The organism is Marinovum sp. E3 (assembly GCF_055755275.1).
The window spans coordinates 1,384,908-1,399,419 of sequence record NZ_CM146908.1 but is presented as its reverse complement, the minus strand read 5'-3'; the positions used below and the strand labels follow the sequence as shown (position 1 = coordinate 1,399,419).

Annotated in this window: 12 protein-coding genes; 9 read left to right on the top strand and 3 right to left on the bottom strand. The window is 64.7% G+C overall.

Annotated features, from left to right (window positions below; translation table 11 throughout):
• Window positions 1-2: 2 nt before the first annotated feature.
• The 3 genes from AC0J5K_RS06895 to AC0J5K_RS06885 all read left to right on the top strand — a co-directional run bounded on the left by AC0J5K_RS06895 (window position 3) and on the right by AC0J5K_RS06885 (window position 3,081).
• A complete protein-coding gene (locus AC0J5K_RS06895) occupies window positions 3-1,442 on the top strand; it encodes a pyruvate dehydrogenase complex E1 component subunit beta (RefSeq protein ID WP_274565071.1) in 1,440 nt (479 codons plus the stop codon).
• On the top strand, window positions 1,442-1,699 hold the full coding sequence (locus tag AC0J5K_RS06890; protein ID WP_074836658.1) for a hypothetical protein: 258 nt from the start codon (window positions 1,442-1,444) through the stop codon (window positions 1,697-1,699). The genes AC0J5K_RS06895 and AC0J5K_RS06890 overlap by 1 nt, the downstream gene beginning before the upstream one ends.
• An 86-nt stretch (window positions 1,700-1,785) precedes the next feature.
• A complete protein-coding gene (locus tag AC0J5K_RS06885; RefSeq protein ID WP_274565073.1) occupies window positions 1,786-3,081 on the top strand; it encodes a pyruvate dehydrogenase complex dihydrolipoamide acetyltransferase in 1,296 nt (431 codons plus the stop codon).
• Between the two features lie 16 nt (window positions 3,082-3,097).
• On the opposite strand, the gene glpK is transcribed toward AC0J5K_RS06885, so the two are convergent.
• From glpK to AC0J5K_RS06870, 3 genes are all read right to left on the bottom strand, one after another.
• Window positions 3,098-4,570: a glycerol kinase GlpK gene (gene glpK, locus AC0J5K_RS06880; protein WP_274565075.1), complete on the bottom strand. Its 1,473-nt coding sequence runs from the start codon at window positions 4,568-4,570 to the stop codon at window positions 3,098-3,100.
• 211 nt (window positions 4,571-4,781) lie between these two features.
• Window positions 4,782-5,843, bottom strand: a complete 1,062-nt coding sequence (locus AC0J5K_RS06875; RefSeq protein ID WP_074836655.1) for an ABC transporter ATP-binding protein — start codon at window positions 5,841-5,843, stop codon at window positions 4,782-4,784.
• A 33-nt stretch (window positions 5,844-5,876) separates the two neighbouring features.
• Window positions 5,877-6,662: an IclR family transcriptional regulator gene (locus AC0J5K_RS06870; RefSeq protein ID WP_074836654.1), complete on the bottom strand. Its 786-nt coding sequence runs from the start codon at window positions 6,660-6,662 to the stop codon at window positions 5,877-5,879.
• Between the two features lie 144 nt (window positions 6,663-6,806).
• Between AC0J5K_RS06870 and AC0J5K_RS06865 the strand changes: the two genes are divergently transcribed.
• The 6 genes from AC0J5K_RS06865 (at window position 6,807) to AC0J5K_RS06840 (ending at window position 14,510) form a co-directional block, all read left to right on the top strand.
• Window positions 6,807-8,045 (top strand): ABC transporter substrate-binding protein, encoded by a 1,239-nt coding sequence (locus tag AC0J5K_RS06865; RefSeq protein WP_048532082.1) that lies wholly within the window; start codon window positions 6,807-6,809, stop codon window positions 8,043-8,045.
• Between the two features lie 130 nt (window positions 8,046-8,175).
• Window positions 8,176-9,102 carry a carbohydrate ABC transporter permease gene (locus AC0J5K_RS06860; protein WP_048532083.1) on the top strand — a complete coding sequence of 309 codons (927 nt, stop codon included), beginning with the start codon at window positions 8,176-8,178 and terminating at the stop codon, window positions 9,100-9,102.
• Between the two features lies 1 nt (window position 9,103).
• Window positions 9,104-9,952, top strand: coding sequence for a carbohydrate ABC transporter permease (locus AC0J5K_RS06855; RefSeq protein ID WP_048532084.1), 849 nt, complete (start codon window positions 9,104-9,106; stop codon window positions 9,950-9,952).
• Entirely contained in the window at window positions 9,949-12,033 is a 2,085-nt protein-coding gene (locus tag AC0J5K_RS06850; protein WP_274565082.1) for an alpha-galactosidase, read from the top strand. Before AC0J5K_RS06855 ends, AC0J5K_RS06850 begins: the two co-directional genes overlap by 4 nt.
• Window positions 12,030-13,739: an IlvD/Edd family dehydratase gene (locus AC0J5K_RS06845; RefSeq protein ID WP_274565084.1), complete on the top strand. Its 1,710-nt coding sequence runs from the start codon at window positions 12,030-12,032 to the stop codon at window positions 13,737-13,739. The genes AC0J5K_RS06850 and AC0J5K_RS06845 overlap by 4 nt, the downstream gene beginning before the upstream one ends.
• Entirely contained in the window at window positions 13,740-14,510 is a 771-nt protein-coding gene (locus tag AC0J5K_RS06840) for an SDR family NAD(P)-dependent oxidoreductase (RefSeq protein ID WP_274565085.1), read from the top strand.
• Window positions 14,511-14,512: the final 2 nt, after the last annotated feature.

Below are 14,512 nucleotides of genomic sequence, written 5' to 3'. Positions count from 1 at the left end.
CCATGGCCACCGAAATTCTCATGCCCGCCCTCTCGCCGACGATGGAAGAAGGCACGCTGGCCAAATGGCTGGTCAAGGAAGGCGACAGCGTCAGCTCGGGCGACATCATCGCCGAGATCGAGACCGACAAGGCAACGATGGAGTTCGAAGCGGTCGACGAAGGCACGCTGGGTCGGATTCTGATCTCCGAAGGCACCCAGGGCGTCAAGGTCAACACCCCCATCGCCGTGCTGGTAGAAGAAGGCGAAAGCGCCGAGGATATCAAGACCGAGGCCGCAACGACCACCGCCCCGGCCCCCGAGCCGGGGCCTCCGGCCCAGCCGCGCGACGCAGACGCAGACAAAGACCAGGAAGCCGCCCCCCCCGGATCAGGTCCGGGGCAGGCAGGATCAGGTCCGGGGCAGGCAGGATCAGGTTCGGGACCATCCCAGGCCGAACCCGACTGGCCCGAAGGCACCGAAATGCGGCAGCAGACCGTGCGCGACGCGCTGCGCGACGCCATGGCCGAGGAAATGCGCGGTGACGACGACGTCTTTCTGATGGGCGAGGAGGTCGGCGAATACCAGGGCGCCTACAAGATCTCCCAGGGCCTGCTCGACGAGTTCGGCCCCAAGCGTGTCATCGACACCCCGATCACCGAACACGGCTTTACCGGTCTCGCCGTCGGCGCGGCCTTTGGCGGGCTGAAACCCATCGTCGAATTCATGACCTTCAACTTCGCCATGCAGGCGATGGACCAGATCGTCAATTCCGCCGCCAAGACGCTTTACATGTCCGGCGGCCAGATGGGCGCGCCCATGGTGTTTCGTGGCCCCAATGGCGCCGCCGCCCGGGTCGCCGCGCAGCACAGCCAGGATTTTGCCGCCTGGTTCAGCCATATCCCGGGGCTCAAGGTGGCGATGCCCTATTCCGCCTCGGACGCCAAGGGGCTGCTGAAGACCGCGATCCGCGATCCCAACCCGGTGATCTTCCTCGAAAACGAGATCCTCTACGGCAAGAGCTTCGACGTGCCGGTGCTCGAGGATTTCACCCTGCCCTTCGGCAAGGCCCGGATCTGGCGGACCGGCGCCGACGTCACCCTCGTCAGCTTCGGCATCGGCATGACCTATGCCCTCGAAGCGGCCGAGAAGCTGGCAGAGGACGGCATCGACGCCGAGGTGATCGACCTGCGCACCCTGCGGCCGATGGACAGCGCGGCGATCCTCGAAAGCGTGAAAAAGACCAACCGCTGCGTCACGGTCGAAGAGGGTTTCCCGCGCGGCTCGATCGGCAATCAGATCACCGCCCTTCTGATGGAACAGGCCTTCGACTGGCTCGACGCTCCGGTGATCAACTGCACCGGCAAGGACGTGCCCATGCCCTATGCTGCCAATCTGGAAAAACACGCGCTGACCTCGACCGCCGAGGTGATCGAGGCGGTGAGAAAGGTCACCTATCGCTGATGGAGGTGCACGGCCGCGATATCGAGACCGAATGTTACCGTGTCACCCATGAGGTGGACGGGCAGAAGGTCATGGCCCTGGTACCCGAGCGGCTCGCCGCCGATCTGCGGCTGGCCGGGCGGCCCTCGCATCAGGACGCCTATGTCTGGATGGCCGGCCACAAACAAGAGATCGAGACCGCCATCACCAGGCTCGCCCGCGGCCAACGACCGAAACCGCCCTTTGACACCATCACCCTGATCCCTTCTTCTGTTTGAAAATACCGCGGGGAGCGTGAGGGGGCTGGCCCCTCGCTCCGCCCCTGGCCCCCAGCGCCCCCAGTGCCATGTCCGGAGACGACACCATGCCCACCGAAATCCTGATGCCCGCCCTCAGCCCGACGATGGAAGAAGGCACGCTGGCGAAATGGCTGGTCAAGGAAGGCGACAGCGTGGCCTCTGGCGACCTGCTGGCCGAGATCGAGACCGACAAGGCGACGATGGAATTCGAAGCGGTCGACGAGGGCGTGATCGGCAAGCTGCTGGTCGCCGAGGGCAGCGCCGGGGTCAAGGTCAACACCCCGATCGCGGTGCTTTTGGGTGAGGACGAAAGCGAAGACGACATTGCCGAGCCCGCCGCGCGCCCTGCGCCGGAGGCGGCCCGGCCGTCCGACGCGGATGCCGAGGCGGCGCCCGCAGGGCGCTCCGAGACAGCCGCCCCCCCGGCCGGAAAGCGTGGCGACGGCGCCCGCATCTTCGCCTCGCCGCTGGCCCGGCGCATCGCCGCCGACAGGGGCATCGATCTTGCCCAGATCACCGGCTCGGGCCCGCGCGGCCGCATCGTCAAGGCCGATGTCGAAGCCGCCGGCGCCCCGAAACCCGCCGCAGCCGAAGCCCCGGCGCAGGCCGCGCCCCCCGCGCCGGCCCCGGGCCCCGACGCAGGCCAGATCGCCGCGCTCTATGCCGACCGCGACTATCAGGAGGTCACCCTCGACGGCATGCGCAAGACCATCGCCGCCCGGCTCACCGAGGCCAAGCAGCAGATCCCGCATTTCTACCTGCGCCGCGACATCCACCTTGATGCGCTGCTGTCGCTGCGCGCCGAGATCAACCGCCAGCTCGCCCCGCGCGAAATCAAGCTCTCGGTCAATGATTTCATCATCAAGGCCTGCGCGGCCGCGCTGCAACAGGTGCCCGAGGCCAATGCGGTCTGGGCCGGCGACCGGATTCTCAGGCTCACGCCCTCTGACGTGGCGGTCGCGGTGGCGATCGAGGGCGGGCTGTTCACTCCGGTGCTGCGCGACGCGCATCAGAAATCGCTTTCGGCGCTCTCCACCGAAATGAAGGATCTCGCCGCCCGCGCCCGCGACCGCAAGCTCAGCCCGCAGGAATATCAGGGCGGCAGTTTCGCGATCTCCAATCTCGGCATGTTCGGCATCGAGAACTTCGACGCCGTCATCAACCCGCCGCATGGCGCCATTCTCGCGGTTGGCGCCGGGGTGCAGAAACCGGTGGTTCAGGCGGATGGCACACTGGGCGTGGCCACCGTCATGTCGGTCACCCTCTCGGTCGATCACCGGGTGATCGACGGCGCCCTCGGGGCGCAGCTGCTGGCGGCGATCAAGGACGGGCTGGAAAACCCGCTCGCGCTGCTGGCCTGAGCCGACGTCGCAGCGGTCAGCTGGCCACGTCGATGGTGGCGCTGACCGCCTTGCGCCAGCCCGCATACCGTTTGTCGCGGATGTCTTCGGCCATCGCCGGGTCGAACCGCGCCTCGCATTCCCAGCTCGCGGCAAATTCCGCCATGTCCGGCAGGAGGCCCGCCCTGTGCCCGGCCAGCCAGGCCGCACCCATGGCGGTGGTTTCCAGCACCCGGGGCCGTTCCACCGGCGCGCCGATGATGTCGGCAAGGAACTGCATCGCAAACCCCGAGGCGCTCATCCCGCCATCGACGCGCAGCGCGGTGTCGCCGGCGCCGTCCCAGTCGGCGCACATCGCCTCGAGCAGGTCGCGGGTCTGAAAGCCCACGCTTTCAAGCGCCGCCCGGGCAAATTCCGCCGGGCCCGACCCGCGCGTCAGACCAAAGATCGCGCCCCGGCACTCCGGTTTCCAGTAAGGTGCGCCCAGCCCGGTGAAGGCCGGCACCAGGATCAGTTCCTGGCCGGCATCGGCGGCCTCGGCCAGCGCTTGCGTCTCGCCGGCGCTCTCGATCACCTTCAGCCCGTCGCGCAGCCATTGCACCACCGCGCCGGCAATGAAGATCGAGCCTTCGAGCGCATAGGTGGGCTTGCCGTCCAGCTGATAGGCAATGGTGGTCAGCAGACGGTTCTGCGAGGTCACCGGGGTGTCGCCGGTGTTCAACAGCGCAAAACAGCCGGTGCCATAGGTGGATTTCATCATGCCCGGCTGGAAACAGGCCTGCCCGACGGTGGCCGCCTGCTGGTCGCCGGCGATGCCGAGGATCGGGATCGTGCCGCCCAGAAGATCGGTTTCGCCGAAATCGGCGGCGCAATCCTTGACCTCGGGCAGCATCTCGCGCGGGATGTCCAGCTTGTCGCAGATGGTCTGCGACCAGCGGCCCTTGTGGATGTCATAAAGCATGGTGCGCGCCGCATTGGTGGCATCAGTCACATGCGCGCGCCCGCCGGTCAGGTTCCACACCAGCCAGCTGTCGACGGTGCCAAAGATCAGTTCGCCCTCCTCGGCCCGCGCCCGCGCGCCTTCGACATTGTCGAGAACCCAGGCCAGCTTGGTGCCGGAGAAATAGGGATCGAGCAACAGCCCGGTGCGCGCGGTCACCACCTCCTCGAAACCTTCCGCTCTGAGATCGGCACAGACTTCGGCGGTGCGCCGGTCCTGCCAGACGATGGCGTTATAGACCGGTTCGCCGGTCTCACGGTCCCAGACGACGGTGGTCTCGCGCTGGTTGGTGATGCCGATGGCGGCGATCTCGCCGGCGGTCTCGATCGCCTTGCGGCAGGTCGCCAGCGTGGTGTCCCAGAGGTCCTTCGGATCGTGTTCAACCCAGCCGCTCTGCGGAAAATGCTGGGTGAACTCCTCCTGCGCCGAGGCCACGAGCGCCAGGGCGTCATCAAACACCATGGCGCGGGTCGAGGTGGTGCCCTGATCGATGGCAAGGATATGGGTCATTCGGTGGCCTCCCTTTTCGGCGCGTTCCCGCGCGTCGTACGTTCGTTTCCCTGGGTTCTTGCGCGCGGTTTCTTTCGTATTGCCGACGTTCGGCCTTCGCTTTCGCCAGCCCCCGCTTTCGTTTCAGCACATTCCGGCGCGTCAGGCCAGCGCAATTCGGCGCGCCCCTCGCGGAGCGCGCCGTTTTTTTCAGCCCGGGCCCATGCTGTGATCAGCGCAGGCGCGCCTCGGTCTTGGCGTCAAAGAACATGGCGGTGGCCGGATCGAATTCGACCGCCACCCCGGTGCCTTCGGGAATCGCCTCGTCGCCGCGGGTCTCGACGATGATGCGCTCGCCATTGGCCGAGATCAGATAGTCATAGGCCACCCCGCCCAGCCGTTCGCGGATGTCGATGCGCACCGGGCTCTCGGCCTCGCGCACGGTGAGGTTTTGCGGCCGGATGCCGATGATCACCTCGCTGCCCTCGGCCGGCAGGGCGACATCGGTGGGCACCTGCATGTTGTCGAGCCCCGGCACAATCACGCCCTGCCCGTTCACCCGCGCGGCGAGAAAGTTCATGCTGGGCGACCCGATAAAGCCCGCCACGAATTTGTTGTCGGGGTTCTGATACAGCTCCATCGGGCTGCCCACCTGCTCGATATGACCGGCGCGCAGCACCACGATCTTGTCGGCCAGGGTCATCGCCTCGACCTGATCGTGGGTGACATAGATCATCGTCGCGCCGATCTCCTTGTGCAGGCGCGCGATCTCGACCCGCATGTCGACGCGCAGCTCGGCGTCGAGGTTCGACAGCGGTTCGTCAAACAGAAAGACCTCGGGACCGCGCACGATGGCGCGGCCGATGGCCACGCGCTGGCGCTGGCCACCGGACAATGCCTTGGGCTTGCGGGCAAGGTAATCGTCGAGTTTCAGGATGCGGCTGGCCTCGGCGACCTTGGACTTGATCTCCTGTTTCGGATGGCCGTTCATCTTGAGCCCGAAGCCCATGTTTTCCTCGACCGTCATATGGGGATAGAGCGCATAGGTCTGAAACACCATCGCCACCCCGCGTTCGGCCGGATCGGCGCGGGTCACATCGCGACCGCCAATCGAGATATTGCCGTCCGAAGTCTCCTCCAGCCCGGCGATCATCCGCAGGAGCGTGGACTTGCCGCAGCCCGAGGGGCCGACAAAGACGCAGAACTCGCCGTCCTCGATCTGAAGATCCACTCCGTGGATGACCTGAACATCGCCATAACGTTTCACGGCACTGTTGAGTGCGACACCTGACATTCTCTTTCCTCTCCCTCGGGAATTAGGTGGTGATCATTGCGCGATCGGATACGGCCAGACGGCCGCCTCCCCCCCGATCTGCGCCGCCGTCCGCTGCAAGGCGGGCCGGAATTTCTCGATATCCTTGAGTGACATGCGAAAGGTCGACGTGACCACGGAGAGCGACCCAATCACCCGGTTCGATCCGCCGAGGATCGGGGCGGCAATCGAGATGATGCCCTCTTCGTGTTCTTCGCGGTCAAAGGCCACGCCCTCGGCCCGGATCTGCGCCAGTTCCGGCAGCAGCGTCTTCTCGCTCTTGTGGGTGTTGGGCGTGAAGGCCTCGTAGGTCTGGCATTCCAGCGCCGCGGCGCGGCGGGTGTCGTCCATGAAGGCCAGCATGACCTTGCCCACCCCGGTGCAATGCGCCGGCGAGCGGCGGCCGGGGGTGGCCATGGTCTTGAACCCCTCGTCGGGTGTGGTCTTTTCGACAAAGACCACCCGGCCATGTTCCATCTGCGCCAGATGCACCGTCTCTTTCACGTCGGCGGCCAGGGTCTGAAGGAACGGCAAGGCCAGCGGCCCCAGCGACGACTGGTTCCAGGCGTGTCGCGCGATCCGCACCAGACGCATGCCCGGCACATAGACATGCCGTTCGTCATCGAAAGCCAGCATGCCTTGATTCGTCAGGGTCTGTAACAGGCGATGGGTGGTCGCCTTGGGGTAAGGGCTGACCTCCAGCACCTCGGAAAACCGCACCGACCGGCCGAACGCCACAACCATATCCAGCAGTTCCAAGGCCTTGCCGACAGTTCCGTCCGATGTGACTTGCTTGTTCATCCCAATGCCTGCTCTCCTGAGCCCCGGAAGAGCCCGGGGAAGTAATTCTTGACTCTTCTAGCAGTATGGGACTAAAAGATCAACATGCAAAACATTTGTTCCACTATTCGGGACTTTGCAGCTGTGGAGGAGAAAGGGAGAGAGATGCTCTACACATCGTTGAAACTGACGGCGGCACTGGCCGCGTCCACGTTGATTTCTTCGGCGGCCTTGGCTGGCGAACTGGTGATCAACACAGATACGTCCGACCCGGCGCCGAAAGCCGCCTTCGAGGCGTTGATCAAAGGCTTCGAGGCGGAAAACCCCGATGTCACCGTCACCTGGAACCTGTTCGACCACGAAGGTTACAAGACCTCGATCCGCAACTTTCTGACCGCAGATTCGCCGGATCTGGCCAATTGGTACGCCGGCAACCGCATGCTGCCCTATGTCAACGCCGGGCTGTTCGAGCCGGTCGATGATGTCTGGGAAGAAAACGGCCTGAAGGACTCGCTCGCCTCCTCGGTCGGATCGATGACCATCGACGGCAAGATCTGGGGCGTGCCCTACACCTATTACCAATGGGGCGTGTACTACCGGAAAGACATCTTCGAAGAGCAGGGCATCGCCGTTCCCACCAACTGGGACGAGTTCAAGGCGGCCGGCGCCAAGCTGAGCGAAGCCGGCATCACCCCGATCACCATCGGCACCAAGTACCTCTGGACCGCCGGCGGGGTCTTTGACTACATCAACCTGCGCACCAACGGCTATGATTTCCACATGGCGCTGGGCAAGGGCGAGGTGTCCTGGACCGACGACCGGGTGAAAGCCACGATGAACAACTGGAAAGAGCTGATCGACGCCGGCTTCTTCCTGGAAAACCACGCCGCCTATTCCTGGCAGGAGGCGCTGGCGCCGATGGTCCAGGGCGATGCGGCAATGTATGTGATGGGCAACTTCGCGGTGGCGCCGCTGCGCGAGGCCGGCCTGTCGGACGATCAGCTGGGCTTTTTCCAGTTCCCGGTGATCAACCCCGATGTGCCGCTGGCCGAAGAGGCGCCGACCGACACGATCCACATCCCGGCCAATGCCAAGAACAAGGAAGACGCCAAGAAATTCCTGGCCTACCTGGCCCGGCCCGAGGTGCAGACCGAGATCAACAAGACGCTCGGACAGCTTCCGATCAACAAGAACTCGGAAGTGGGCGAGGACAAGTTCCTGCAAGCCGGCTACGAGATGCTCTCGACCACCGACGGCGGCATCGCGCAGTTCTTTGACCGTGACTACCCGGCCGAGATGGCCAAGGCGGGCATGGAAGGCTTCCAGGAGTTCATGGTCAAGCCCGAGCGCATGGACGCGATCCTCGAGCGGCTCGAAAAGGTCCGCGCCCGGGTCTACAAGTAACACCCCCGCCGGGTGACACCGCGGCGCCCCGGGCCTGCCCCGGGGCCTCGCCCTTCATCCACCCCCGAATCCGACCATGAGGTCCCGGGTCCGGCCCGGGACAGGCTTCCTGTTGTCCGGAGGTATTGCCATGACCGCCCCCGCCCTTCCCGATACCCACCCACCCGCACAAAAGACGTGGTGGCAGCAGAACCAGCAGCGGCTTGCGCCATGGCTGTTCCTGGCACCGGGGATTTTCATGTTCATGATGTACGTGATCATCCCGATTTTCCAATCGGTGAACATTTCCTTCTACGAATGGGATGGTCTGGGCGAGGCCACCTGGGTCGGGGCCGACAACTACATCGAACTGATGGACGACGAGGCCTTCTATACCTCGCTCAAGAACAACGTGATCTGGCTGGTGCTCTACATGCTGGCCATTCCCGGCGGGCTGCTGGTGGCGCTGTTCCTCAACCAGACGGTGCGCGGCATCCGCATCTACAAATCGCTGTTCTTCTTCCCCTTCGTGATCTCGCAGGTCGTGGTCGGCCTGGTCTTTGCCTGGTTCTACGATCCCAACTTCGGGTTGATGAACATCGCCCTGGGCTGGTTCGGGATCGAGCCCATCGCGGTGCTGGCCAACGAGGATTACGTCACCTACGGCATCATCGCCGCCGGCCTCTGGCCACAGACCGCCTATTGCATGATCCTCTATCTCACCGGGTTGAACGCCGTCGACCCCGAGCAGATCGAGGCCGCACGGCTGGACAATGCCAAGGGCGTCAAGATGCTCTGGTACGTGATCCTGCCGCAGCTGCGCCCGGCCACCTTCATCGCCGTGGTGGTCACCGTGATCGGCGCGCTGCGCTCCTTCGACCTGATCTCGATCATGACCGATGGCGGGCCCTGGGGCAGCTCGCGGGTGCTGGCCTTCTACATGTATGAACAGGCGTTCAGCGAATACGGCTTCCGCATGGGCTACGGCGCGGCCATCGCCGTCGTGCTCTTTCTGATCATGATGATCTATATCACCGGCTTCCTTTACAAAATGTACCGCGACGAGAGAGGGCGCTAAGATGTTTCCGACCCCTATCGAAAAGACCTCATCCGGCGCGCAGATCGCCTACAAGATCGCCCTGCCCGTCGCGCTCATCGTCTGGCTGCTGCCGCTGATCGCCGTGGCGCTGACCTCGGTGCGCTCGGCCGGCGACATCACCGCCGGCAACTATTGGGGCTGGCCCACCAGCTTCAACCTGATCGAGAACTACACCGCGATCTTCGAGCAGACGCCGATCGGCAAATACATCCTGAACTCGTTCAAGGTGACGATCCCGACGGTGATCGGCGCGGTGGCGATCTCCTGCATGACCGGCTTTGCGCTGGCGGTCTACAAGTTCAAGGGCAACCTGCTGTTGTTCTTCATGTTCGTCGCCGGCAACTTCGTGCCGTTCCAGATTCTGATGGTGCCGGTGCGCGATCTGACGCTCGATCTCGGCATGTACAACACCTGGTATGGCCTTGCGCTTTTCCACATCGCCTTTCAGGCCGGGTTCTGCACGCTTTTCATGCGCAACTTCATCAAGGCCCTGCCCTACGAGCTGATCGAGGCCGCGCGCGTCGAGGGCATCAGCGAAATCCGCATCTTCTGGTATGTGGTCATGCCGCTGATGAAACCGGCGCTGGCGGCGCTCTCGGTGCTGATCTTCACCTTCATCTGGAACGACTATTTCTGGGCCACCGTGCTGACCCAGGGCGCCGATCAACAACCGATCACCGCCGGGCTCTATTCGCTCAACGGCCAATGGGTCGCCGCCTGGCACCTGGTCTCGGCCGGGTCGATCGTGGCTGCCCTGCCGCCGGTGCTGATGTTCTTCCTGATGCAGCGCCACTTCATTGCTGGTCTCACCCTCGGAGCCGTAAAATGATCCAAAGCTGGCGTTTGGATGACTCCCGTCAAACGCTGGTGCTGGCTTCCCGGAAAGACCACCTCGCCGAGGTGGTCTACTGGGGGCCGCGCCTGCCCGACGACGAAGACCTGGAGACCCTGGCCCGGGCCCATGCCATCGACGTGACCGGCGGCATGCTCGATGCCAACCCGGAGCTGTCGCTCTGCCCCGAGGCGACGCGCAGCTTTCCCGGCCAACCCGGGCTGGTGATCCGCGATGCCTCCGGCCAGCCCTTCCTGCCCAAGTTCTGCTTCGACAGCGCCGAGGAAGACGACACCCGGCTGACCCTGAGCTTTCGCGATCAATCCGGTGTGCTGGGCTATCGCGCGCTGTTCTCGATCGATCCGCAGACCCATGTGATCGAGGCAAGGGCCGAGATCGAGGCGACCGCGCCGATGCACCTGCACTGGCTCTCGGCCCCGGTCTTTCCGGCGCCCCAGGCCAGCGACGAGATGATCGATTTCGCCGGCCGCTGGTGCGGCGAGTTCCAGATGAACCGTACCGCCTGGTCTGCCGGCATCCGCTACCGCGAGAACCGCACCGGCCGCACCGGCCACGAACATTTCCCCGGGCTGATCGTGCCCTGCCGAGGCGCCACTAATGCCACCGGCCATGCCTACGGGTTTCACTACGGCTGGTCCGGCGGCCACCGGATGATTGCCGAAGAGCTGCCCGACGGCCGCCGTCAGGTGCAGTTTGGCCACGCCTCCCGGATCGAGACCGAGGCGGCCACCCGCTTTGCCACCGCGCCGCTTTACGCGATGTTCTCCGATGATGGCCTGAACGGTTGCGCCGTGGCCTTTCAGCGGCATCTGCGCGACCGGATCGTCACCTTCCCCGATCCCGCGCGCGCCCGTCCGGTGCATTACAATTGCTGGGAAGCGGTCTATTTCGATCACAACCTGCCCGAGCTGAAAGAGATCGCCGACCGCGCCGCAGACCTCGGCGCCGAGCGCTTCGTGCTCGATGACGGCTGGTTCGGCGACCGCGATGACGACACCACCTCGCTCTCGGACTGGGAGGTCGATCCGCGCAAGTACCCCGAGGGGCTGACGCCGCTGATCGACCATGTGCACGGGCTGGGCATGTCCTTCGGTATCTGGTTCGAGCCCGAGATGATCAACGAGGATTCCAACGTCTTCCGCGCCCACCCGGACTGGGCGCTTGGCGGCGAAGACCAGATCCTCGGCCGCCAGCAGATGGCGCTGAACATGGCGCTGCCCGAGGTGCGCGATTTTCTGTTCGACCGCATCGGCAAGGTGCTGGGCGACAATGACATCGACTACATCAAGTGGGATCACAACCGCGTCCTGCCGATGCCCGATGCGGCCCAGACACGCGGATCCTATGCGCTGATCGATCAGCTGCGCGCGGCCTTTCCCAAGGTCGAGATCGAGAGCTGCGCCTCTGGCGGCGGGCGGATCGATTTCGGCATCCTCAAGCGCACCCACCGGGTCTGGCTGTCCGACAGCAACGACGCCATCGAGCGGCTGAGGATGCAGCACAACGCCGCGCTTTTCCTGCCGATGGTGGTGACCGGCAGCCATGTCGGGCCGCGCACCTGCCACACCTCGGGGCGCACCATCGACATCCGGATGCGGGCCTGGGTCGCGGCACAGCGGCACATGGGCTTCGAGATGGACCCGCGCGAGCTGACCGAGGACGAGGTGAAGGTGCTGACCGAGGTCACCCGCTGGTGGAAGGACAACCGCCACTGGCTGGCCGGCGCCGATATCCTGCGGCTCGACAGCTCCGACCCGGCGGTGATCGCCGAGCAGCAGCTGGAACAGGGCGGCGGGCAATTCGTGGTCTTTGCCGGCAAGGCCGAGACCTCGGCGCAGATCGCCCCCCGGCCGCTGCGCCTGACCCGGCTGTCGCCGGACCGGTATTACCGGATCGAGCTGCTCAACCGGGGTGATGCGCCCGCCCTGTCGCGCGGCGATCAGGCGATCAAGTCCGAGCCGCTCACCCTGAGCGGCGCCTATCTGATGAGCCACGGGCTGACCCTGCCCTGGAGCTTTCCCGAAACCATGTGGGTCGTGAAAGGAACGCTGGTATGAGCGACGAACGCCGCAACCGCGCCTGGTATGGCAAATTGGACAAGGACGGGTTCATTCACCGCTCCTGGATGAAGAACCAGGGGTTCCCGGATCACGCCTTCGACGGCCGGCCGGTGATCGGCATCTGCAACACCTGGTCGGAACTCACGCCCTGCAACTCGGGCCTGCGCGAGCTGGCCGAAGGGGTCAAGCGCGGCGTCTGGGAGGCCGGCGGCTTTCCGGTGGAATTCCCGGTGATGTCGCTGGGCGAGACCCAGATGAAACCCACCGCCATGCTGTTTCGCAACCTGCTGGCGATGGATGTCGAGGAATCGATCCGCGCCTATGGCATCGACGGTGTCGTGTTGCTCGGCGGCTGTGACAAGACCACGCCGGGCCAGCTCATGGGGGCGGCCTCGGTCGATCTGCCGACCATCGTGGTCAGCTCCGGCCCGATGCTGAACGGCAAGTGGCAGGGCAAGGACATCGGATCGGGCACCGACGTCTGGAAGTTCTCCGAGGCCGTGCGCGCCGGCGACATGACGCTGGCCGATTTCATGGCCGCCGAGTCGGGCATGAGCCGCTCCAAGGGCGTCTGCATGACCATGGGCACCGCCTCGACCATGGCCAGCGTGGTCGAGGCGATGGGCATGAGCCTGCCCACCAATGCCGCCCTGCCCGCCGTCGACGCCCGCCGCATGGCGCTGGCGCATATGACCGGCAAGCGCATCGTCGGCATGGTGGAAGAAGGCTTGAAACTGTCTGACATCATGACCCGCGAGGCCTTTGAAAACGCGATCCTCGCCAATGCTGCTGTCGGCGGCTCGACGAATGCGGTGGTGCATCTGCTGGCCATGGCCGGCCGTGTCGGCGTCGACCTGACGCTGGACGATTTCGAGATCGGCAGCGAAATCCCCCTGCTCGTCAACTGCATGCCCTCGGGCAAGTATCTGATGGAGGATTTCTGTTACGCCGGCGGCATGCCGGTGATCCTGAAGGAATTGCAGCACCTGCTGCGGCCCGCCAACACCGTGCTCGACTGCGATATCAGCACCTATGCCGAAGGCGCCGAATGCTGGAACCGCGACGTGATCCGCAGCTTCGACGAGCCGCTGAAACCCGCCGCCGGCCTGCGGGTGCTGAAGGGCAACCTGGCGCCGCGCGGCGCCATCGTGAAGCCCTCTGCCGCGACCGATGCGCTGCTGGAACACGAGGGCGAGGCCTACGTCTTCGAGAACATCGAAGAGCTGAAGGCCACGATCAACTCCGACGACCTGCCGGTGACCAAGAACAGCATTCTGGTGCTCAAGGGCTGCGGCCCCAAGGGCTATCCGGGCATGGCCGAGGTCGGCAACATGCCGATCCCGTCCAAGCTGGTGAAACAGGGGGTGCGCGACATGGTGCGGATCTCGGATGCGCGGATGTCGGGCACCGCCTTTGGCACCGTCATCCTGCATGTCTCGCCCGAGGCCAACGAGGGCGGCACCCTGGCCCTGGTGAAAACCGGCGACCGCATCCGCGTCTCAGCCAGCTCCGGCGCGCTCGAGTTGCTGGTCTCTGACGCCGAACTGGCCGAGCGCCGCGCCATCTGGCAGCCCGACGCGCCGCGCTACACCCGCGGCTATGCCAAGATGTACGTCGACCATGTACTTCAGGCCGATCAGGGCGCCGATCTGGATTTTCTGGTGGGCAAGGACACCCGCCCCGTGACACGAGAGAGCCATTGAATGACCAAGACTGCAACATTTCACGACCTTGAGGGCAAAAGCGTTTTCATCACCGGCGGCGGCGCCGGCATCGGTGCCTCGATCACCGATGGCTTCATGACGCAGGGCGCACAGGTGGCCTTTGTCCAGCGCTCCGACGCCAGCGGCTTTTGCGACGAGATGGAGGCCAAGCACGGCCGCCGGCCGCTGTTCCTGCAATGCGACATCACCGACATCGACCGGCTGAAATCCTGTATCGCCGAGGCGGCCGAGGCACATGGCCCGATCACCGCGCTGATCAACAATGCCGCCAATGACAAGCGCCACAGCGCGGAAGAGGTGGACGAGGAATTCTGGGACTGGTCGCAGGCGGTCAACCTCAAGGCCTATTTCTTTGCCTGTCAGGCAGTGATGGCGGGAATGCGCGCGGCCGGCGGCGGCTCGATCATCAATTTCACCTCGATCAGCTACATGATGGGCAATGCCGGTTACGTCAGCTACACCACCGCCAATTCCGGCATCAATGGCATGACCCGGTCGCTCGCGCGCGAGTTCGGGCCAGATAAAATTCGGGTAAACGCCCTTGCCCCCGGCTGGGTTCTGACCGAAAAACAGCTCGACATGTGGGCCACGCCGGAGGCGCTGGCCGAACATCTCTCGCGGCAGTGCCTCAAGGATCATCTGGCGCCCCAGGACATCGTCGATGCGGTGCTTTTCCTGGCGTCGGAGACCAGCCGGATGATGACCGGCCAGGCCATGGTCGTGGATGGCGGAGTTGTTGTAACAGGCTGATA

Excerpts from the sequence above, each read along its gene's own strand:
- AC0J5K_RS06840 (WP_274565085.1), top strand. The coding sequence starts at position 13,740 with ATGACCAAGACTGCAACATTTCACGACCTTGAGGGCAAAAGCGTTTTC.
- AC0J5K_RS06890 (WP_074836658.1), top strand. The coding sequence starts at position 1,442 with ATGGAGGTGCACGGCCGCGATATCGAGACCGAATGTTACCGTGTCACC.
- AC0J5K_RS06860 (WP_048532083.1), top strand. The coding sequence starts at position 8,176 with ATGACCGCCCCCGCCCTTCCCGATACCCACCCACCCGCACAAAAGACG.
- AC0J5K_RS06885 (WP_274565073.1), top strand. The coding sequence starts at position 1,786 with ATGCCCACCGAAATCCTGATGCCCGCCCTCAGCCCGACGATGGAAGAA.
- AC0J5K_RS06855 (WP_048532084.1), top strand. The coding sequence starts at position 9,104 with ATGTTTCCGACCCCTATCGAAAAGACCTCATCCGGCGCGCAGATCGCC.
- AC0J5K_RS06865 (WP_048532082.1), top strand. The coding sequence starts at position 6,807 with ATGCTCTACACATCGTTGAAACTGACGGCGGCACTGGCCGCGTCCACG.
- AC0J5K_RS06870 (WP_074836654.1), bottom strand. The coding sequence starts at position 6,662 with ATGAACAAGCAAGTCACATCGGACGGAACTGTCGGCAAGGCCTTGGAA.
- AC0J5K_RS06875 (WP_074836655.1), bottom strand. The coding sequence starts at position 5,843 with ATGTCAGGTGTCGCACTCAACAGTGCCGTGAAACGTTATGGCGATGTT.
- glpK (WP_274565075.1), bottom strand. The coding sequence starts at position 4,570 with ATGACCCATATCCTTGCCATCGATCAGGGCACCACCTCGACCCGCGCC.
- AC0J5K_RS06895 (WP_274565071.1), top strand. The coding sequence starts at position 3 with ATGGCCACCGAAATTCTCATGCCCGCCCTCTCGCCGACGATGGAAGAA.
- AC0J5K_RS06850 (WP_274565082.1), top strand. The coding sequence starts at position 9,949 with ATGATCCAAAGCTGGCGTTTGGATGACTCCCGTCAAACGCTGGTGCTG.
- AC0J5K_RS06845 (WP_274565084.1), top strand. The coding sequence starts at position 12,030 with ATGAGCGACGAACGCCGCAACCGCGCCTGGTATGGCAAATTGGACAAG.